The sequence below is a fragment of the Pseudoalteromonas sp. T1lg21 genome (assembly GCF_002964625.1).
GTDB classification, from domain to species: domain Bacteria; phylum Pseudomonadota; class Gammaproteobacteria; order Enterobacterales; family Alteromonadaceae; genus Pseudoalteromonas; species Pseudoalteromonas gelatinilytica.
The window spans coordinates 231,847-253,105 of sequence record NZ_PQBX01000060.1; the positions used below are offsets into that span (position 1 = coordinate 231,847).

The window sequence follows — 21,259 nt, forward strand, 5'->3', positions numbered from 1 at the left end:
GGTATTAATCCCCAAACACACTCATTTGGTCATTAGACCAACTTAATGCATCGTGGTAAGCGTCTGGTACTTCTTCAGGCTTAAGACCCAACTGCTGTTGGATTTCTTTCGCTTTTTCCCAATCTGCTTGCTCATAAAATTTTACAAGGTTTAGATAGGTAGCGAGTAAGCCTTCACCTTTAAGCAGCGCATCTTTTATTTCGACGGTTAGCGGTAGCTTATTCATTACGCTTGGCATGTCTTCATCTAAGATAGCATCCATCAACGACATCATACCCGTTAAGAATGCCATACCTGTATCTCGCAATTTGCCGTGGCTGATTGCGAGTAATTCAGCAAACCGAGCACGGGTTAACGAAAGGCGAATAAGCTCAGCAGGTTTATCCGCTGAAACTTGAGCTGCAAATAGCAGTGACAAGAAACGTTTAATTTCTTCACTACCTAATACGATAAGTGCTTGTTTAATAGTGCTGATTTCAGCGCGACGTTTAAAGGCCGCTGAGTTTGAGTAGCGTAGCAACTTATAAGACAAGTTAACGTCACGTTCAAACACCTCAGTGATTTTTCTGAGGTTTAAATCAATACTCGATGTTTCGTATAGAAGCTCGGCAAGAGCCATCTCAGAAGGTGGTAAAGTTTTACTTTGTACCATCTCAGGTTTCGAAAAGAAAAAGCCTTGAAAGTAGCTAAAGCCCATTTCTAGAGCCAGCTGATATTTCTCGTATGTTTCCACTTTTTCGGCAAGCAACTTGATATGCGGATGAGGTTTGATTGCCTCAATAACCGCTTCAATTGACTCTTGATCGCAGGTTAAAAAGTCAATTTTGATCATATCGATATACGGATAAAAATGACGCCATACAGGTTGGTGTATGTAATCATCAAGTGCCAGTGTATAGCCTCGCTCTTTTAGATCTTTAACCAGCGCAAGTAAACGTTTACCAGGTTGAATAGTTTCAAGAATTTCGACAACGACTTGTTCTTTACCCAATAAAAGTGGGTAGCCTTTTTGGAGTGTCTCTAAAGTGAAATTAATGTACGCTGGTTTGTTATCCGTTAAATCTTCTAAACCAAAATTGAACTGACTACCTTCAATGAGTCGTGATGTTGCTTCATCGCCATCAATGTCTGGAAACACGTTATCTACGCCATCCCTAAACAGGAGTTCGTAGCCGACAAGTTTCTTTTCCTTATCTAAAATAGGTTGGCGTGCAGCGTAAAAATACATAGTCCTAGCATGTCCACTTCGGTTAATTCATTTATCCATGAGCAATATATGCCATTGTGCCTGAAATAGCATTAATTAAATGCGCGTATTTGAGGATAAATACTGATTTTGTTTTGATCTTAAGACTAGGATAAATTGTGATGAAATTCTATAACTTGCGATTAAATATCACATTTTTGTTATGAAAAGGTTGTAATTCTGTGCCATGTCACTCAACGGCTTGATTGGAGTTGTAGGGGGGAAGCGTGTTATAGTCATGGGTGATATCGGTTTTTACCCCAATAATGTCTTTAAATTAAATAACTTGCGAGTCATTATTCGGATTAAAAGCCAACATTAATCAATTATTGGAGGCTAATTTGGAAACAGGAATGATAATTTCGTTAGCATTGTACTTCATCGTTATGCTGGGGATTGGGCTATATGCTTATAAGCAATCCACAGATGATGTATCAGGTTATATGCTAGGTGGTCGTAATTTATCACCAAGTGTTGCAGCGCTTTCAGCTGGCGCGTCAGATATGAGTGGTTGGTTGCTGATGGGCCTACCTGGTGCAATGTACTTGTTTGGTTTAAGCAAAGTTTGGATTGCTATAGGTCTCGTATTAGGTGCTTGGGCTAACTACTTTTTAGTTGCACCTCGATTACGTGTGTACACAGAAAAAGCAAATGACTCAATCACCATTCCAGATTACTTCGCTAACCGCTTTGATGATAATAAAAATATACTGCGTGTTATTTCTGCGATTGTAATCATCGTTTTCTTTACCTTGTATACCTCATCAGGCGTTGTTGCTGGCGGCAAGTTATTCGAAAATTCATTTAATATGAGTTACGAGATGGGTCTGTACATTACAACGGGTGTTGTTGTTATTTACACCTTGTTTGGTGGCTTCTTAGCAGTGAGCCTTACAGACTTTGTACAAGGCTGTATCATGTTTATCTCGCTACTGGCAGTGCCGATTGCAACCTATACCATGCTTGATCAACCGTTTATGGATACCTTAGCAAATGCACGTTATGACTTACTGCTAAGCTCACCGAAAGACACTGAGATCCACGCCCTGAATATGATGGATTGGTTTGCCGGTGGCTCAACGATTGCCATTATCTCTGCTATGGCATGGGGCCTTGGTTATTTTGGTCAACCACACATTATTGTGCGTTTTATGTCGGTACGTTCTGTTAAAGATATGCCAACTATGCGTCGTGTGGGTATGTCGTGGATGACACTTTCAGCAATTGGTGCTGTATTAACAGGTCTTTTTGGTGCGGCATATATGCTTGAGAACCAAATGCCAATTGATGATAAAGAAACCATTTTCTTAGTGTTGTCTGAGCTAATCTTCCATCCTTTAATTGCAGGCTTCTTATTAGCAGCAATTTTAGCCGCCATTATGAGTACCATCTCGTCGCAGTTATTGGTGTGTTCAAGCTCACTTACAGAAGATTTTTATAAAATCTATTTAAACCGCAATGCATCACAAAAAGAGCTTGTTTTAGTCGGCCGTATCAGCGTAATGCTGGTAGCAATTCTTGCTATTTACCTCGCTTATGACCGTGATAGCTCGATTCTTGATTTGGTTAGTAATGCTTGGGCAGGTTTCGGTGCTGCATTTGGCCCATTAGTGCTGCTTAGTCTTTACTGGAAACGTATGAACTTGCAAGGTGCGATTAGCGGTATGGTGGTCGGTGCTGCAACAGTCCTGTTTTGGATTTACGCGCCAATTACTATTAATGGTCAAACGCTGAGTGCACTCCTTTATGAGATTGTCCCGGGCTTTGTTTTATCGACTATTGCAATTGTCGTAGTGAGCCTGATGACGGCTGTGCCGAAAAAAGAAATCACAGATTTATTTGATGAAGTTGAATCATCACTGTAATTTTTGATTGAGTACAAAAAAGGGCAACTGATGTTGCCCTTTTTTATGATCTAAATTTGCTTTTAGCTAGCCGCTTTTTCTTTTATATCTGATACGTTATCTGCAGATTTAGCTTTTTTAGGTTTCGGCTCTACTTCTTTAGCGCCTTTAAGCACCGCCATAAACTGATCTTTTTCTTTTGCCATTTCAAGTGCCAGCGATTCAATTTGTTGTTCGCTTAATGGTACATCAACTTTTTCAAGCATTAGTTCTAATGACTCAGCAATGTCGAGCATTTTGTCATACGCATCAGCTTCTTTTTTAGTAGTAAACGTCATGCGCTCGACTCCGTTTCTTTCTACAACATATTTAACAACAACAGCCATGATTTCTCCTGCATTTAAGCGTGGCATTTGCAGCGTAAAATCGCCACCTTGATTACTGTTTTTATATACAGTAATGCTTCGCGCTTTACTTTGCAAGTAGCAAGCGAAAATATTTATTCAGCAAATTTGACAATAATAGGGATATTAGCTTTATTTAAAATGTTACCCAAAGTTAAACACAAGCGATGGAGTGAGTGTTGGGTAACGGCTAATTATCTGTCCAAGATGGACATCATGGAGGAAATTATGAAACTACTATCAAGTATTTTACTTGCCACTAGTCTTGCATTACTGCCAACGACACAGGCATCAGCCGAAACACCAACCAAAGCTACACAAGTTAAAATGCAAAAGCTGAGTATTAATAAAGCCAGCATTGAGCAGTTAACTCAGTTACCAGGAATCGGTGAATCAAAAGCGAAGGCGATTGTTGAACATCGTACTAAGCAAGGTCCGTTTAAATCGGTTGAACAATTAAAAGAAGTAAAAGGAATTGGCGATAAGCTATTTGCTAAACTTGAGGGAAAAATTACATTATAAATAGCAGACTATATACATAAACAGGGCGTTATTCGCCCTGTTTAAATTCATCGATAGCTTTGTCTAAATGCGCTAACGCGAACATGTTTTCGATAGGTGTTGTGATAAGGGGGTAACTTAAACCTGCTAACAACAACCAAGGGATGAGCATCCAGCCTTCAAAGTAAGCTAAACCTAAAAATAATGGCGCTAAAAAGGCAAGCTTGCACACCGATAAAATAATTTTTTTGCTCGGGCTTAAATGAGCCAAAGCAAGGGCAATAATTTGCTGGCGTTGCCTTACTTTAAATGCTTTTAAAGCGGGGATTTGACTAGTAAAAAAATAAATCATTACAGCGACTTTTTGCTCACTAAACGGCTAACTACTACGGCTATAAATACCACTGAAAACGCCGCAAAAATAACTTCCATCCAAGCCGGCATACTCATAGAAGCAAACTGCCAATCGATATTGCCGCAATCACCTGTGGCTGCAAAGAAGCTAGGGATCCACTCATGCAGTGGCATAAAGCTTGGGAAGTTAGGTTCAAATGCACAACTAAATGCAAAAGGGTCGGTATTGTTTTGCATTGCAATATGTTCTTTAGCAATAAAGTAACCCCAAATTGCAGAGACACCCCAAGTGGCAAATGCAACGAGTCGAAGAACCATATTTTGTGGGTTAATCGCACCGATAACACCCGCAGCAAGTAAGCCTAGAACAGCAGTACGTTGATAAATACACATAATGCAGGGTTCAAGCCCCATGTTGTATTGGAAAAATAACGCGGTGACTTCGAAAGCGAGGGAGATAAAGGCTAATAATAACCAAGGTGTTCTTTTAGTTGCTAATTCTGCTAACCAATTCATGAAAGATCCAATGTATAATTGTTTTCAAGATTATGCTTAGACAGAGCAGTGGGTGCAAGTATCTAAGATGAAATTATACGAAAAAGGAGCCAACCAGCTCCTTTTCATTCATCTTATCTATGCTGCCTATTACACACTAACAGCTTGCAAAGACTCACTTTGATAGCAGCCTAATACACGTGTGTACTGGGTGTGTTCTTTCAACTCTTCAAGCGCTTGCTTAACATGTAAGTCATCAAGGTTTGCTTCAAGGTCAACATAAAACACTTCTTCCCATGGGTTACCTGGAACTGGGCGAGATTCTAATTTTACTAGGTTGATTTGATGATGCTTAAAGATCATTAAGGCATCAGCCAACGAACCCGCTTGTTGTTTGGTGGCCATAATTATACTGGTTTTAGTTGGAATTTGCTTTGATACTTGCAGCGGTTTACGTGCGACAACAATGAAGCGGCTGTGGTTTTCGCTTTGGTTTGCAAGGCCTGACTTAACGACTTCTAATCCAACGTTTTTACCTGCTTGCGCTGAACCGATAGCGGCGCTATTTGAAGTTTCTACCGCTGATTGTAATGCATGGAAAGTTGAATCACAGGTTTCATGTTGAATATCACCTAGCCCCTGAATGAAGCGGCTACATTGAGCAAAAGGCTGTGGGTGAGCAAAGATTTTATTAATATGTGAAAGCTCAGTCCCTGGCATTGCTAATAAACAGTGTTCAACGCTGTGAGTTACTTCACCAACGATTGAAACTTGCGCATGTTGTAATAAATCGAAAACTTCATTGATACTTCCTGAGCTGGTGTTTTCAATTGGTAGTAAGCCAAAATCAGCTTGGCCACTTTCAACCTTACCAGTGATTTGTTCAAAGCTTGAGCAGCCCATTTCAATGACTTTTCCAGGACGGCGGCTGAAATATTTATGACAGGCTAATTGGCTATAAGAGCCTTGACCACCTAAATAAGCAACGCGGTGCGTTTCGCTCATCGCTTCTGGGTTAAGATTCTTTTGTAGCATGGCTTGTTGGTTTAAAACCGAATCTTCAAGAATGGTTTGGAACACATTATTAATGTAGTACGCATCCAGTCCTAGCGACTTACCATAATTAATAAGCTTTTCGAGTAATGCTTGTTCGCGGGCTTCATCGCGAATTGGTTTGTTATTGGCAATTTTATATTCAACTACGCTGTGGCTAATACGGCGTCTTTTAGCCAGTAACACCAATAAGTCGGAATCTATTTCATTAATATCGTGTCGTAACGCATTTAATGTATCAATGCTCATGTTGGTTTCCTCATTCCAAAACAGTGCACAAGCAAAAAAGCCTCCCAAGTGGGAGGCTTTAGCTATTCGGTGAATTTATCTCGCAAACAGTTAAGCCTCCTCTATCTAAAGAAGCTAAAAAACGAAAAATAAGTGCGAGAGATAATTTGTTTCATTGAACTAATGTAAAAACACTTGTATGTAAAGTCAACTGCCTATCGCAGCTAATTTAGAAAACATCGGTGTTTACTCAGAAAATTCATTTATATTTATAAAAAATTTATAAATATAAAAATGAATCTGGTATATTTGTTTTTGCACAATAAATAATAACAATTATTAATAAGGTAGTCCTGTGGTGTATCGACGACCGCCATCACGTTTTGGTGTGAATTCATTAAGTATGAAATTGTCGCTGCTGATCTCTGCGATTTGTTTGATTGCAGGTATATGTGCTGCGGCTTTGATGCTTAAATCTGAAGAAAAACAGCTTGTGTTTGAAGAGCACGAACTTTTAAAGCACTCTAGTGAACGCTTGAGTCGTCAATTTAACCGCTTGATCAAAACCAAAATCAATATTGCTGAGCAGGCGAATAACGTCGTAAGCAGCCAACTCCTTCACAACGAATCGCATTTACAAAGTAAACGCAGCGCAGAACTCAAATTTGCCCTCGATGGCAGTATCCGTAGTACCTCAGAAGATGGCTTATCGGCTGCGTTTCTCCCTCAAGATAAATATTCTGAATTTTATAAACAGCTTATAAACGATTCTGAATCGCTATGGAAAATCGTTTCACCGACCTTAATTCAAGATTTCTTTAATTTTTACCTTGTCACCAAAGATAACTTTATTCGAATCGCGCCACCAAACTGGGCACTCAATGTACCTGGTGACTTTGATTTTACTAAAGGCGAAACCTTCAATTACGCTCAGGCTGCAACTAACCCAAGCCGAGAAGCGGTGTGGTCAAAAGTGTATTACGATACTATTTGGCATAAGTGGGTGGTGAGTGTGCTTGTGCCAATCTACCTTGATAACGATTTTTTTGGTGTCACGGGCAGTGATATCGCGCTTGAAACCTTATTGGCACAGCTACCTATCGGTGACCGTGAGCAGCATCTGTTAGTGTTTGATGCAAAAGGTCAGCTGTTAGCTCACCCTGATTTAGATAAAACCACGCTTGAGCAATATGGTCGTGAAGGTAAAAAATTACTCACCGAAGATTTTGTAAACCCTGATCTGCAAAAACTAGTGTCTGAAACCATTCGTTTAAAGTTACCTGAGTCGGCAAATTCATTCGTACAAGATGGCGAAACTCACATTATCAATATTCGTAAAGTCGAGAATCTAAATTGGTATATTGGAATTTATAAAAAGCGCTCGTCGGCACTTTCTGCGCTTGAAGAGTTAAAAGTAAAATTCTTTGGCTTGTTTATCTTGTACGCTATTTTAGTTGCTTTGTTATTACATCAAGCACTTTATCAATTAGTACTGCGTCGCATTCATTCGTTGGTTAATGCGGTAGTTAGTTTTGGCAAAGGGCAATTACAAACTGAGTTTCCAAAGGCTAATAAAGATGAAATTGGCACGCTAAATGGCTCGTTTAGAGACATGGCTATTGAAATTCGTAAGTTGATCGATGGCTTAAACCAGCGCATTAGTGAAAAAGAAATAGCTGAAAAAGCGGCGAATCGTTTATCTAAAGCTGTGGCTTTCTCTGGTACCGGTGTGGTGATCACCAATCAAGATTTTGAGATCAAATACGTGAATCCGAAAATGGTTGAAATGACCGGTTTTGAGGAGCGTCACTTTATTGGCTCGCCGCTGCTGAATATCATTTCACAAGAAATGGCGATTTTAGTCGATGATATTGATATCGATTTGCGTAGCCGTAATTATTGGCGCGGGGATACCTTATTACAAGGGAATGAACGCCAATCAGTTTGGGTTTCGTTAAGTATTTCACCAATTCGTGAAGATGGTGGTGAGATCACCAGTTACGTGGCATCAGCACAAGATATTTCGTTTGTAAAAGAAAGCCAGCGTAAGATGGAGCAATTGGCTTACTTTGATACCTTAACGGGGCTTGCTAACCGTACTTTCTTCAGAATGCAGCTGCGTAAATCAATGGCACTGGCTGAACGTGGTCATTATGCATTTGCCTTATTCTATTTTGACTTAGATGAATTTAAACGTATCAACGATACACTAGGGCATGATGCAGGGGATCAGTTATTAGTTGAAGTGGCTAACCGTTTGAAAAAGCGTTTGCGTACGGAAGATACAATAGCGCGTTTAGGCGGCGATGAATTCGCGGTCCTTTTAAGTGGTATTGAGCATCAAACACATGCTATGGAAGTGGCTAATACGATTCAGCGCACACTTAATGAGCCAATCAAATTAGGTAACAATGAAGTGATCATCAGTGCCAGTATTGGTATCACAATGGCACCATTTGATAGCCAAGAAGAAGATCAGCTACTTAAACATGCCGACCTTGCGATGTATGAAGCAAAAGCGAAAGGGCGTAATACTTTCCACTTCTATAGCCAAGAGCTCAATGCTGCAGCAAACGAGCGCTTATTCATTGAAAATGAGCTTCGTACTGGTATTCGCGAAGGGCAGTTTAGGGTTTATTATCAGCCACAAGTTGATTGTAGAAATAACCAAGTGGTTGGCTACGAAGCACTTATTCGTTGGTTCCATCCTAAAGAAGGGATGATCCCACCAACTAAGTTTATTCCTATTGCTGAGGCAACTGGTTTAATTGTTGAATTAGGCGCATGGATACTGCAAGAAGCGTGTGAGTTTGCTGCACGTTTAGCAAGCCAAGACTTAAAGAATAATATTTCAATCAACCTGTCGGCACGTCAATTTAAAGATGCGAACTTGGTATCGACACTGGATAAAATCATCAAACAAACAGGTGTTGAGCCTAAACGCTTACACCTTGAGCTAACAGAAAGTATGCTAATGGGGCATGTTGAAGCCGCTATTTTACAACTGCATCAGTTAAAAGCCTTGGGTGTATCAATTTCAATCGACGACTTTGGTACTGGCTATTCTTCACTGAGTTACCTAAAACGTTTCCCTGTGGATATTTTGAAAGTTGATCGCTCGTTTGTGAAAGATATTCCACAAGACAGTAATGATATGGAAATTACCGCTGCGATTATTGCTATGGCACAAAAGCTGAAGCTTAACGTTGTTGCCGAAGGGGTGGAAACTATTGAGCAGATTGAGTTTTTACAAAACAACAACTGTTATATTGTGCAAGGTTACTACTATAGCAAGCCTATCCCTGAAGATGAGTTGCCAGCACTTTATGAACAGCTCAACTCGTTGAATTCATAAAATACAGAACGCAAAAAAAGGGGGCGATTAGCCCCCTGCAATTTTAACTTTAAACTTTAGTCCTTCGAGAATCGCTTTTAGCTTATCTCTGTCATCACCTTGAACTTCGATGATACCGTCTTTTACTGCACCGCCTTGGCCCATTTTACTTTTAATGGTTTTGGCTAATTTTTTTAAGTCGTGCTGCTCGCTGTCGATACCAACAACTAACATCACGCCCTTACCTTTGCGCCCTTTGGTTTGACGTTCTATGCGTAAAAAGCCGTCTTTAAAAATTTTACCTTGGCTTGGTTTACTTTCTTTAGGTTGCTCAATGCGACCCGTTGCAGTTGAATAAACTAGATTATTATCGCTCATGGTAGATCTCGTTATAGAAGCTTGGCTAAATGATAACAAATTTCATCCTAAGTGTTTTAATTTTTGGCTTATTTGTTTTAAGCGGTTATATTTAGTTAAGTATCAGGAAAGATTTGTTTATTAGGAGTTTATTATGAGTTTAACGCGCAGCACTTCTGCTGATGGCGCTATATTAACTGTACAAATCAAAGGAAAATTTGATTTTAATTTGGTGCAATCTTTTCGTCAGGCGTATGCCGATCTTAACGACAATATCGATAAAGTGGTTATAGACCTTAGAGAAACAGATTACATGGACAGCTCAGCGTTAGGCATGTTGCTGAACATGAAAAAAAACCTAACAGGCAAAGTTGAAACAATTCAAATTAGTAACTGCCAACCGCAACTGAAAAAAATCCTGCAAATCTCACGTTTTGATAAAAAGTTCGATATTGATTGATGCTTAATATTCTGGTTGTAGACGATCTTGCCTTAAATCGTCGCTTATTAACCGTGATGTTAGAGCAGCAGGGCTACCGTGTTTATACCGCTGAGAACGGTCTTGTTGCTTTAAATCTGCTCGAAGAACACACCATTGATATTGTGTTACTCGATGTCATTATGCCTGTGATGGACGGCTTTGAAACCGCAGCGATTATCAAAGAGCGCTTTAGCCAAGTTTACTTACCGATTATTTTTATTACCTCATTAGAAGACGAAGCGAGCTTTGAGCGTTGCTTATCGGTTGGTGGTGATGACTTTTTGCATAAGCCGTTTCAAGAAGTGATTCTTAACGCGAAAATTAAAGCGCATAGCAGGATAAGAAATTTAAGCCAAAAGGCAAGAGAGCAAAATCTACAACTTGAATATCATCAAAATCAAGTCGAACGCGAACATGAAATTGTCGAACATATTTTTAATAATGCTCTTGAGAACCAACAATCTTTTCCTAAGCATTTAGATTTTCATTTATCGCCTGCGGCTATGTTTAATGGCGATATGTTTTTGGTCGCACAAAGCCCATTAGGTAGCTTATATTGCATGCTTGGTGATTTTACTGGTCATGGTTTAGCCGCTGCAGTTGGAGCTCTCCCTGCTTCAAGAGTATTTTATACCATGGTGAGTAAGGGCATGTCTGTGAGTGATATTGCCGCAGAGATCAATTCAGTATTAGGTAAGTTATTACCAGGCCACATGTTTTGTGCTGCAACCATCATAGAGCTTAGCAGTACCGGAAAAAGTATCTCGGCATGGCTAGGGGGCTTACCCGATACCTATATCATCAATCAAAGCGGTGAAGTTATTCGTACCCTTGAATCTCAACATATGGCACTGGGTATTTTAGAAGAAGATGAATTCGAACGTGCACTTATTCATATTGAAGTAGAAGACACATGCCGTATTGTCATGGCAACCGATGGTATCATTGAAACGACTAGTCCACATGACGAGTACTTTGGTGAGCATCGCTTTAAAAAAGTGCTAGCCTCAAAACCTGCTATTTCTACTGAGCAAGTACTTGAACGAGTCAATAAATTTGCCCGTGGTAGTAAACAACAAGACGACTTGAGCCTCGTATTATTAAATTGCTTACCAATGCGCGAGCCTGAGCAAAAATCAGAGCCGCTATCCGCATTACCTTTTAATTTTTCATTGAGCCTGAACTCAAAGCAAATCAAAAGTACCGATCCGGTGCTAGAAGTTGTTGATGTAATAAGCAAAGTAGCAGGGTTAAATGCACATCGTGCTAATATCTTTTTGATACTCTCAGAAGCGTATAACAACGCTTTAGATCATGGGGTGTTAGGTCTCGACTCAGAGGTCAAAAATCAGGAAGATGGCTTTTTAATTTATTATCAACAACGTGAAGAGGCACTCGCAAATTTAACCGATGCCTTAATCATTATTGATATTCGTTATTGCCCAGAAGAACTTGCTTTATATTTTACTGTTTGCGACTCAGGAAATGGTTTTAGTAAAGAACAGGCAAATCAACAAAGCCTTGCAAGAGAGCATGGTAGAGGCTTGTGCTTGCTTGGGGAAGTAGCTTCAAAAGTGACCTTCAATAGTGCAGGCAACCAAGTCGAAATTTATTATCAATTAACAGCAAGCAGTACTAGCTCACACTAAAATCGCATGTTATCATTCTGGCATTATAGATGTTTGGATGGCTAAATGATTTCTAACTACTTATCGACAGCTCAGCTTGAATTACCAGAAAATTTGGTTGCTGAGCAATTATCAAACCTTGAACATTATCTTGCAGAGTCAGCTTTACCAGCAGTGCGTTGGGAGTATCAAATTCCTGAGCTAGGCGAGGGTGGTGCGTGTAGCTTGTTTGGCTACTTACAAGATGAACCATTCAAATTAAATGATTATGTTGCCGATGATGCTACCAATACTGAAAAACTGGCTAAGCTTCAACAAATTATCGATTTTGTTGTTACCCAAACTCAAGTTGATTGGTTTGGTATTTATCAAGCGACAGAGACTAATGAAGGTTCTCAGTTATTAAAGCTGGTTTATCATGGTGCACCGAGCCGTCCATTATTCCCGCTAACTGAAGCATTTGCTAAAGGTAGTAACAATGTTCAAGTTGCACTTTCTAAGCAAGGGCGTGTGATCAATAACGTAGCCGATTACCTCGCACAAGGTGGTGAGTATTATACTTGCGATCCTAAGGTGAAAGCTGAGACTTGTTTACCATTATTATCAGACAAAAATGAATGCTTAGGTATTATAGATGCAGAAGCATTTAATAATGATTTCTTTGATCAGCAAACCCTTGCATTACTTGTGGCTTGTTGTATTAAAATTCCTCAACTCTTGGTCTAATTTAACTAGTAATCAGGCTGGGTTTTTATGTTAAGCTAGTGGCAACGCTAACCCCTATAAAAAGAGATAGTCAATGTTCTCAGAATTAAAACCATTACCAACAGATCCTATTCTTGGCCTAATGGCGGCCTTTAAACAAGATACAAACCCAAAGAAAATCGATTTGGGTGTAGGTGTTTATAAGGATGAGCAAGGCAATACGCCTGTATTAAAAGCGGTTAAAAAAGCGGAAGCGTTTCGTTTAGAAAACGAAACCAGTAAATCGTACATTGGCTTGGCAGGTAACCTAGATTACTGTCAAAAAATGGAAAACTTATTACTGGGTGAGCATCCAGCACTTTTAGCTAACCGTGTTCGCACTGCACAAGCACCAGGTGGTACAGGTGCATTACGTGTTGCAGCTGAATTCATCAAGCGCTGCAACAAAGATGCGACTGTATGGGTAACTACGCCAACGTGGGCAAACCACATCAGCTTATTTGAAGCGGCGGGCTTAACAGTAAAAGAATACCCTTACTACGATTACGAAAATAAAGACCTTTTATTTGATGACATGATTAATACCCTTAAGCAAGTGCCTAAAGGTGATGTTGTGTTATTCCACGCATGTTGTCACAACCCAAGCGGTATGGATTTAAATGCTGAACAATGGAGCACAGTTGCTGATCTTGCTGTTGAAGTTGGTTTCACGCCACTGGTTGATATTGCTTACCAAGGTTTTGGTTCAAGCCTTGAAGAAGACGCAGCGGGTCTTCGTAAATTAGCAGCAGCGGTAGATGAGTTAATCATCTGTTCTTCTTGTTCGAAAAACTTCGGTTTATACCGCGAGCGTATCGGTGCATGTTCAATCATTGCTAAAGATGCAGCAACTGCTGATATCTCAAACTCTGTATTATTAAGCGTTGTACGTAGCATCTATTCAATGCCTCCTGCACATGGTGCTGATATTGTTAGCACGATTTTAGGTAGCACTGAGCTGACGCAAATGTGGCATGACGAGCTTGATGAAATGCGTAATCGTATTAATGGTTTGCGTACTTTAATCAAAGAAAGCTTAGCAGCGAAAGGCATTGAGCAAGACTTCTCATTTATTGACCGTCAAAATGGTATGTTCTCATTCCTAGGTATTAATAAAGAGCAAATCGAGCGCTTACAAAAAGAGTACTCAATCTACATTGTTGGTTCTAGCCGTGTAAACGTTGCTGGTATCAGTGATGCAAACATTGATTACTTTGCAAATGCAGTAGCAGACGTTTGTAAGTAACCTGCTTTATAGCGATAAAAAAACCGCAGTGACTGCGGTTTTTTTATGCCTGTAATATATGTTACTACGAGTAGGTATTAATGCAGCCAGCGAATGGCGTCATTGATCATACTGTTGTAGCTATCAAGTGGAGCGCCAATACTCGCTATTAAGATAGTATCCGCTCGCTCACCGCGGTTGATGTGGCCAGCGAAACGCTCATCATTGAAATCGTCAGAGCCAGTGCCAAATGGTTGCTCATCAGAAGGCACAATGAATACCGTCATCGGGCCAAAATCAGACTCAAATACCAAGTGCAGACCTTTTTTGCCTTGAAAGTCACAAAACATTAAATAGGTTACTTTACCTGGTAGCTCATCTAAATGTCCGCCAATGGTGGCAAACTTTTCGTTCACATAGGCAAGGTCTATGGCTTCATGTTTATCTAGCGAGCCTATCTCATGGTATAGGTGCGCAAAGGCATGCTCACCCACGCTGTATAGCGTATGTTGTTTGTTAGTGACAAAGAACACACTAATTGCTACTAAAAACGACGCTGCAGCGGCTAAATACAGGCGATTAAAGGCAAAGCGCGACTTAGCCTCAATAATGGTGTCTAGCGGCTGCTCTGAAGGCGCTTCTTCTGCGGCATAGGTATTATCAATAATTCGCTTTGCTAAATTTTCAGGCACGGGGATGTTAAGCGCATTACTTAGTTCATCATCTAAAGCGCGCACATCATCAATAAACGCCTGTTTATCTGTGTCCTGCTCGGCAAACGCTTCAAGTTCCTTATCAATAGTGCTTGGCTCGGCGAGGATGCGGCGGCGAAACTCGAGTTCATCCATTAATTTGATGCTCCTCTAAGTTGATCATCATCACTGCTTAAAGCCTCTTTAAGCTGGTTTCTGGCACGGAAAAGTCGTGTCATGACAGTATTTTTATTTAAATCGAGGATCTGGGCAATTTCATCGCCAGAGCAACCCATTACTACTTGTAATAGCAATGGCTCTCGATACTCTTGTGATAACTTTCCTATTTGTCGTTGAATCACTGTTTGTTCCATTTCAGCATCAAGGGTTGTACTTTGTTCATCTACAAGGGTGTCGTTTTCAACATCGGCGTAATCAAATTGTTTACGTTCAAAGCGGCGTGCATTCTCGCGGCGCAAAATAGTTAACAGCCAAGGTTTGACTGCTTGTTGATCTTGCAGTGAATCCAAGGCACGCCAAGCCCTCAGGAAGGTTTCCTGCACTAAGTCTTCAGCAATGTTCTGATCACGACACAACCAATACGCAAAGCGAAAAAGCTCACTGTGGTAGACATGAACCAGCGCTTCATATCGCTTTTGTTTTTCTGTCATAGTAACTAAGACCTGCCTATCAGAAAAAAACTTTCTGAGATTATTATTTTTTTCTTAAAAAAACGGCTAATTCAAGATTAGCCGTTTATATTCAACCTATTAGAATAATAGTTAATCGTAAAGATTTTTTAATTCAGTATCATTACTTGTCGGTTTAGTGTGCTTTGCAGCTTGGCTTAGCAAGCTGACGATTAAGCTTAAATCAACCTGTTCATCTGCTGAACTATAAAGTTTAGTGCGTAATTTAGCAATTTCATCATTAAGTTGTGTATTTTTCAGTGATGCTAGTAAACACTCGATTGCTGCAGCATTTTTACCTGTCTGCTGTTTTGCATAAAGGTTCAACGCGTTATAAAACCCTGAGCTATTGTTTTGCTTTGCAAACTGCTTAAGCTCATTCAACGATACTGATGAACCACTGGTAGGTAATGGCTCAGCTACCGACTGTTGAGGGCGCTTTTTAATGTAAAGCACTAAGGTGATTAACCAAAGCCCATAGCCGACAATTGCCACGATAATAAGCCACACAGGGGTTGTAACTTGCGTAACGGTTTGTACATTAGTTGGTGTATCACTCTGCTCATTAGAGCTTGCGGTTTGCGGCTCTGCGATAGCAGGAGCTGTTGGTGTGAGTGGATTTGTACTTGGCACAACGGTTAATGTACGAGCTGGTATGGTCGCATAGCTAATACGATTGATTTTAGTATTAAACCAAGGCAGCTTGATTTCAGGTAATGTGTAAGTGCCCGGTGTTTGCGGTAATAAAGCATAAGAAGCCGTTTGTTGTGAGATAACACGGCCATCACGTACCAGATGATTACTCTCTTTTTCATCAGGGTAACTTCTAAAACCTTTCACCTGCGGCATATCGATATCAGGAAGTTGCTCTTTAGTAACCCCTAATGCAGTTAAGGTGATAGTTCGAGTGATTGGCGTACCAACTTCAACGGTGTCGTCTTTTGGTTGCCATTGCTCATCAAGGTTAACTAGTTCACTTGGTAGCCATGCACCTGTGTAGTTATCTGGAATTGGCTTGATTTCAACATCAACATCTTCGCCCATCGCTGACACAGCCATTTGGCGATAGTTTTGACGAATACGACCATTGAACACAGGTGCCGTAATAGTATTTACGCCACTTTTTTGTGGCTGCACTAAGTACTCACGGGTGATCACTAAATAGCGTTTGCCATCAATTAACTCATAGTCTTCAGATTGCTTGTTAATTGGGGTTAGCTCAGCGTTTTCCATTTCTGGGGTAGTTAAGTTGCCATCAAGCAATTCTTTGTTGTTGTCTAAATACAATTTAACCGTATAAACACCGGCTTCTTGCACGTATAAGCTACTTGGCTTGATGCTGGTTTTAATGAAGGCTTCTTTATTTTGTTCAGAGGTTTGGCTGCGTTTAGCCACCGTTAGCTCAATGGGTTTTGAACTAACACCGGCAACAGTAAAGGCAGGGATGGTATAAGTGCCTTCTTTACGGGTCATCAGCTTTACAGACCAGTTGGTTTGCTTGCTGATTTCACCATTAATAATATTGGTGCGAGAGCTGACACTGGTTGGCCCTACAACAAAGTCTTTTAATAACACGGAAGTGTCAGGTTGCTCGCTGTTAATAGAGTCGTCTGCTGAGATGGTTAAAACAAAAAACTCACCAGCAAGGACAGGGTTTTTATCAACACTTGCCTGTAACTGGGTGGCAGCCCAAAGCGGCGCTGCCGCGATTAGCAATAAACAACATAATAATCGCATTACCATGATTTTTCGGCTCCTCGTGGACGACGTTGGTAGTTTCGTTTTTGTGCTTCTAATTGCATTTTATTTCTTAATAAGATCGCAGGATCATCGGGAACTTTACGCAGCAACTGGTTAAGTTGCTGAGCTTTTTCTTTCTCTTCATTAGTCAGTTCAGCAGCTTGTGCCTGCATTGCTTGTTGCTCTGCTTGCTGTTTAGCTTGTTCGTCGTTTTGCGATGGCTGTGGCTGGGCATCTTGTTGCTCGGGAGCTTGCTCTGGCTGTTGTTCTCCTGATTGTGACGACGTGTCTTTTTCAGATTGCATTTCAGGTTTGTTTTGCTGGTCACTATTAGACTCGCTTTGCTCACCTTTTTGATCTGATTGCTCACCTTGCTCAGACGGTTGTTGGCCATCTTGCTGCTCACTTTGCTCAGAGTTTTCGCCTTGCTGTGAATTTTCACCCTGTTGCTTTTGCTGGTTATCTTGCTGGCCATCAGAGTTTTGTTGATCATTGTTTTGTTGTTGATCTTGTTGCTGCTGTTGTTGCTCTTGCTGCTGCAATAACTGTTCAACGAGGGCTTGGTTTTCTTTTGCCTCAGTGAAGTCATTTTTAAGCTGTTGGGCTTGCTTATATGCTTCTATGGCTTGTTCTAGCTCACCGGCCTTAGCAAGGGCATTTCCGTAGTTGTAAAAACCCGTTGCAGATTTATCTTCACTAAACGCATCCATGGCCGCTTGGTAATTACCTTGTTGGTAAAGGGCGGCGCCTTTAAGTTGCGTGTTTTGTGCTTGGGCGGCTTGTTCAAATTGATTTTGCTGATAGGCATCAAGAGCCCGTTGGTCTTGGTTCTTAAACACCTCAGGTAATTCAGCGGCGTAAACCTGTTGCTGAGGTAATAGCATAACAAACAAAAAGCCAACTACTAGGCTACTACGGCGAATTAAAAAGAGTGCTAACGGCAATAAAATAATCAGACCGTAAATACCTGCATCAACTCGCCATAATGCCTGGCTTTGTTTCTCATCTTTGAGTATTTCAGCATTGGCGGTTGGGGCAAATGTTTGAATATCTTGATTACTGGTTTGATACAGTGCAAATTTGCCACCGCTGTTGCGCGCAAGAGAACTTAAGCGGCTGACATTAAGCGTTGGAATCACAATTTGCCCTTGTATGTCTTTTAAAAAGCCTCCTTCAGGTAGCTTAATAGGCGCACCTTGCTCTGTGCCAACTCCGTAGACATTTAAACGATAATTAGACTGAGCGGTAAAGCGGCTAATATCTTCTTGATCTAGGCTATCAACTCCATCGGTGACTAAAATAATATCACCATCTAAATAGCCTGCTTGTTTAAGTAAATCGTTGGCTTTTTCTAGGCCTTCAATAACATTTGAACCTTTGCTCGGCATGATATCAGGGCTCAGGCTTGGGATAAGGTTAGCCAAAGTGCTAGCGTCATTGGTTAGCGGTGAAATAGTAAATGCAGAGCCTGCATAAGCCACTAATGCCGTATCACCTTCTTTGAAAAGCTCAATCATATCAAGTGCTTTAAATCGAGCCTGCACTAATCGGCTTGGTGCGATGTCGGTACTGAACATGGAGTACGACATATCCATCACAATAACTCGCGCATTCTTTGCTTGAAACACCGGAACCTGTTTCTTTTCAAAGCTTGGACCTGCTGTAAACACGATGGCTAACAGAGTAAATACAGCAACTACCCAAAGCGGTTGGCTTTGTTTTTTATGATTGTCGCTCATTACAAACTGCGCCAAATGGGGCGCAATTAAATCAGCAGGGGCGCTTTTTTTGTTGCGTACCAACAGCACACTAAAAATAATCAGCGCGGGAATTAATAACCAAAGTAGGGCAGGGCGAATAAATTCAAAATCCATACTAGCTCTCCTGCTTAAATTGGCGAATAAAACTGACGAGCATTGCTAAGCTTATTAAGCCTAGCGCCACAAGCAGTGGAATATAAAACAATGAAATTTGTGGGCGGAACGTTTGTTCATCGCTACTAATTGGCTCAAGCTTATCGAGCTCTTGATAAATTTGCTGTAAGCCAGCCACATCTTTTGCTCTAAAGTATAAGCCGCCGGTTTGCTCGGCAATACGCTTGAGTAAGCTTTCATCTAAGTTACCGCCACTCATACCACCCATATTAAATAGGCTGAAACCACGCGGGTTATCAGAGCCAACACCTATGGTATATACCTTAATGCCTTCTTCGCGGGCTAACAGCAGGGCATCTTCTGGATCAAGGTTACCTGCGGTATTTTGACCATCAGTTAAAAGTACAACGATACGGTTACTTTCATCTTTATTAGCAAAACGCTTTACAGATAAACCTAATGCATCACCAATGGCTGTTGCTCTACCTACTAGGCCGATTTGCGCTTCGCTGAGCATTTGGCTCACGGTTTTAACATCACGAGTAAGAGGCGTTTGTAAAAATGCGGTATCACCAAATAAGATAAGACCTAGTCGGTCGCCTTGACGCTGTTCAATAAAGTCACTGAGTACAGCTTTTACCATGGTAAGCCTATCAACATATTGATTCTGATAGGCCATATCTTGCTCTGTCATAGAGCCAGATAAATCCACCGCCAGCATAATATCGCGGCCTTCATTAGGCAGCGTGATAGGTTCATCAAGCCAAGTTGGGTTTGCAATAGCGACAACCAATAAAACCCATACTAGCCACTCGAGCAATGAGACTTTTCGGCTATGTTGCTGCACTGCTTGATTATTTAAGCCCAGCTTAGCAAAGCCAGGAATACGTAAACGTAACTGCCCTTGCTGCTTTAACGGCATAAAGCGGCTTAATAACCAAGGCAGAGGTAAAAGCACAAAACACCATGGCCAACTAAACTCAAACATTAATTGGCTCCTTGAGTTTAAAGTTGCTAATAGCATTGCGTAATTTAGCTGCAAGTTCAGCATTATTACTTTGTTGTTGATAAAGCGGCATCAATTCGTCGTAACTAAATTTATCGCCACTCAGTTTCGATAAACTTTCAGACCACTTTGCCAAAGGCTGAGAAGCAAGCTGATTGCTGTAATAATGACGAGTTAAGCGTTTTAAAATAATGTGTAGCTCTTGCGCGTCATCATCACCAAGGGTTTTACTTAGCTTAATCGCTTGTTTTTTGGCTTTTTTAAATTGCTGGTTTTTATATAAAAGCACTAAGCCGATAATTAATAACGAACCAACTAAGGCGATAATCAGCCACCAAATTGGAGCAAGTGGCCACCATGCAACCTCGGTCGGTGCAATGACATCATGTAAGCCATCTAGCGGATTTTTTTGCATTGTTACTTTCTCACTAATTGCAGCTCAAGAGGAGTGGCTGCACTGAATGAAATTAAACTAAGCCCAGATTTTTGTAAGCGTTTTAATCTGTTAGAAAACGACTCTTCAGCTGACTTGGCAAAGCGTTCACGAAATTGCTTATCCATTAATGGTAAAGCAAGCTCTTGGCCATTTGCTGATACAGTCACCGTTTGTTTAAAAGCAGGTAGCCGGTGCTCGAACGGATCGCTAATATGACAGCCAATCAATTCACAGTGCCTGCTCAACATTTCAAGTTGTTTGAAACTTGCTTCATCAAGGGCGCTAAAATCAGAAACGATATAAACCAAGCTTCCTGGTTTTGCTAAATGATTAAGACGTTTAAGGTTTTCGCTAAATAAGCTGGTGGCTGTTTGATCGATATTAGTCAGAGCTTGGCTGTGAATATCACATAAGTTGTGACAAAGCTTTAATACGGCTTTTTCACGTGAGGTGGGTTTTAATTCGTGATGACCTTGCTGATTAAACACCAAGCCACCAATGCGATCACCTCGTTGACACGCCGACCAAGCAACCAATGCGCTAATGTGCGCTGCTTGCACTGACTTCAACAGTAACTTTGAGCCAAACAGCATCGAGTTAGAAAAGTCGGTAAATACAAAAACTGGGCGTTCTTTTTCTTCTTGAAACAACTTAGTGTGGGTTTCGCCAGTGCGTGCAGTAACACGCCAGTCGATAGAGCGTATGTCATCACCGGCTTGGTAATGGCGCACCTCGGCAAACTCCATACCACGCCCCTTGTGAGGCGCAAGGTATTGCCCAGCCAAGCTGTTTTTGATTTTTACTTTGGGCGCAAGTTCTAGCAAACGAGCTTTGGCTTTGTAATACATCAACTCTTTGAGTGATAAATTGACGCCTTGACTATGACTCGCTGCTAACCACGCCGCTGTATCAAATTGGCTCGACATAG

19 protein-coding genes and 1 pseudogene are annotated in these 21,259 nt (G+C 40.9%); 7 read left to right on the forward strand and 13 right to left on the reverse strand.

Translation table 11 applies throughout. The features are described 5' to 3' along the window. Positions 1–4 precede the first annotated feature (4 nt). A complete protein-coding gene (locus C2M25_RS15010) occupies positions 5–1,228 on the reverse strand; it encodes an EAL and HDOD domain-containing protein (RefSeq protein WP_063706650.1) in 1,224 nt (407 codons plus the stop codon). 371 nt (positions 1,229–1,599) lie between these two features. Here C2M25_RS15010 and putP point away from each other — a divergent pair, with 371 nt between their 5' ends. Then, on the forward strand, positions 1,600–3,111 hold the full coding sequence (putP, locus tag C2M25_RS15015) for a sodium/proline symporter PutP (RefSeq protein ID WP_063706652.1): 1,512 nt from the start codon (positions 1,600–1,602) through the stop codon (positions 3,109–3,111). A 62-nt stretch (positions 3,112–3,173) separates the two neighbouring features. On the opposite strand, the gene C2M25_RS15020 is transcribed toward putP, so the two are convergent. Next, positions 3,174–3,476 (reverse strand): YebG family protein, encoded by a 303-nt coding sequence (locus tag C2M25_RS15020; protein WP_063707201.1) that lies wholly within the window; start codon positions 3,474–3,476, stop codon positions 3,174–3,176. A gap of 246 nt (positions 3,477–3,722) precedes the next feature. Between C2M25_RS15020 and C2M25_RS15025 the strand changes: the two genes are divergently transcribed. Continuing rightward, complete coding sequence (locus C2M25_RS15025; protein ID WP_105181452.1) at positions 3,723–4,016, forward strand: ComEA family DNA-binding protein; 294 nt, start codon at positions 3,723–3,725, stop codon at positions 4,014–4,016. A gap of 28 nt (positions 4,017–4,044) precedes the next feature. On the opposite strand, the gene C2M25_RS15030 is transcribed toward C2M25_RS15025, so the two are convergent. The 3 genes from C2M25_RS15030 to C2M25_RS15040 form a co-directional block, all read right to left on the reverse strand. Further along, a complete protein-coding gene (locus tag C2M25_RS15030; RefSeq protein WP_063706654.1) occupies positions 4,045–4,347 on the reverse strand; it encodes a DUF6170 family protein in 303 nt (100 codons plus the stop codon). Further along, entirely contained in the window at positions 4,347–4,865 is a 519-nt protein-coding gene (gene dsbB, locus C2M25_RS15035) for a disulfide bond formation protein DsbB (protein ID WP_063706656.1), read from the reverse strand. The genes C2M25_RS15030 and dsbB overlap by 1 nt, the downstream gene beginning before the upstream one ends. A 129-nt stretch (positions 4,866–4,994) precedes the next feature. After that, positions 4,995–6,146, reverse strand: a complete 1,152-nt coding sequence (locus tag C2M25_RS15040; protein ID WP_105181453.1) for a chorismate mutase — start codon at positions 6,144–6,146, stop codon at positions 4,995–4,997. Positions 6,147–6,480: 334 nt separating this feature from the next. On the opposite strand from C2M25_RS15040, the gene C2M25_RS15045 reads away from it, so the two are divergent. Next, complete coding sequence (locus tag C2M25_RS15045; protein WP_105181454.1) at positions 6,481–9,480, forward strand: bifunctional diguanylate cyclase/phosphodiesterase; 3,000 nt, start codon at positions 6,481–6,483, stop codon at positions 9,478–9,480. 27 nt (positions 9,481–9,507) lie between these two features. Here the strand turns inward: C2M25_RS15045 and C2M25_RS15050 are convergent, their stop codons facing one another. Continuing rightward, entirely contained in the window at positions 9,508–9,837 is a 330-nt protein-coding gene (locus tag C2M25_RS15050) for a translation initiation factor (RefSeq protein WP_054562149.1), read from the reverse strand. Between the two features lie 133 nt (positions 9,838–9,970). Between C2M25_RS15050 and C2M25_RS15055 the strand changes: the two genes are divergently transcribed. From C2M25_RS15055 to C2M25_RS15070, 4 genes are all read left to right on the forward strand, one after another. After that, complete coding sequence (locus tag C2M25_RS15055) at positions 9,971–10,276, forward strand: STAS domain-containing protein (RefSeq protein WP_054562148.1); 306 nt, start codon at positions 9,971–9,973, stop codon at positions 10,274–10,276. Next, the gene (locus tag C2M25_RS15060) at positions 10,276–11,946 is read left to right on the forward strand and encodes an ATP-binding SpoIIE family protein phosphatase (protein WP_105181455.1); all 1,671 of its coding nucleotides are present in this window, start codon (positions 10,276–10,278) and stop codon (positions 11,944–11,946) included. The genes C2M25_RS15055 and C2M25_RS15060 overlap by 1 nt, the downstream gene beginning before the upstream one ends. Before the next feature lie 45 nt (positions 11,947–11,991). Continuing rightward, positions 11,992–12,651: a GAF domain-containing protein gene (locus C2M25_RS15065; RefSeq protein WP_105181456.1), complete on the forward strand. Its 660-nt coding sequence runs from the start codon at positions 11,992–11,994 to the stop codon at positions 12,649–12,651. Between the two features lie 73 nt (positions 12,652–12,724). Then, the gene (locus C2M25_RS15070) at positions 12,725–13,915 is read left to right on the forward strand and encodes an amino acid aminotransferase (protein ID WP_054553227.1); all 1,191 of its coding nucleotides are present in this window, start codon (positions 12,725–12,727) and stop codon (positions 13,913–13,915) included. Positions 13,916–13,992: 77 nt separating this feature from the next. Here the strand turns inward: C2M25_RS15070 and C2M25_RS15075 are convergent, their stop codons facing one another. The 7 genes and pseudogenes from C2M25_RS15075 to C2M25_RS15105 form a co-directional block, all read right to left on the reverse strand. Beyond that, complete coding sequence (locus tag C2M25_RS15075; protein WP_055197974.1) at positions 13,993–14,742, reverse strand: DUF3379 family protein; 750 nt, start codon at positions 14,740–14,742, stop codon at positions 13,993–13,995. Then, positions 14,742–15,290: pseudogene (locus C2M25_RS15080) on the reverse strand (sigma-70 family RNA polymerase sigma factor); the annotation flags it as partial. The pseudogene C2M25_RS15080 and the gene C2M25_RS15075, both read right to left, overlap by 1 nt. 78 nt (positions 15,291–15,368) lie before the next feature. Further along, positions 15,369–17,018, reverse strand: a complete 1,650-nt coding sequence (locus tag C2M25_RS15085; RefSeq protein WP_105181457.1) for a BatD family protein — start codon at positions 17,016–17,018, stop codon at positions 15,369–15,371. Further along, the gene (locus C2M25_RS15090; RefSeq protein ID WP_105181458.1) at positions 17,012–18,889 is read right to left on the reverse strand and encodes a vWA domain-containing protein; all 1,878 of its coding nucleotides are present in this window, start codon (positions 18,887–18,889) and stop codon (positions 17,012–17,014) included. Before C2M25_RS15090 ends, C2M25_RS15085 begins: the two co-directional genes overlap by 7 nt. A 1-nt stretch (position 18,890) precedes the next feature. Beyond that, positions 18,891–19,877 (reverse strand): vWA domain-containing protein, encoded by a 987-nt coding sequence (locus C2M25_RS15095; protein ID WP_105181459.1) that lies wholly within the window; start codon positions 19,875–19,877, stop codon positions 18,891–18,893. Continuing rightward, the gene (locus C2M25_RS15100; protein WP_062566826.1) at positions 19,870–20,310 is read right to left on the reverse strand and encodes a DUF4381 domain-containing protein; all 441 of its coding nucleotides are present in this window, start codon (positions 20,308–20,310) and stop codon (positions 19,870–19,872) included. The genes C2M25_RS15095 and C2M25_RS15100 overlap by 8 nt, the downstream gene beginning before the upstream one ends. Before the next feature lie 2 nt (positions 20,311–20,312). Then, positions 20,313–21,257, reverse strand: a complete 945-nt coding sequence (locus C2M25_RS15105; RefSeq protein ID WP_062566827.1) for a DUF58 domain-containing protein — start codon at positions 21,255–21,257, stop codon at positions 20,313–20,315. Between the last annotated feature and the right edge of the window lie 2 nt (positions 21,258–21,259).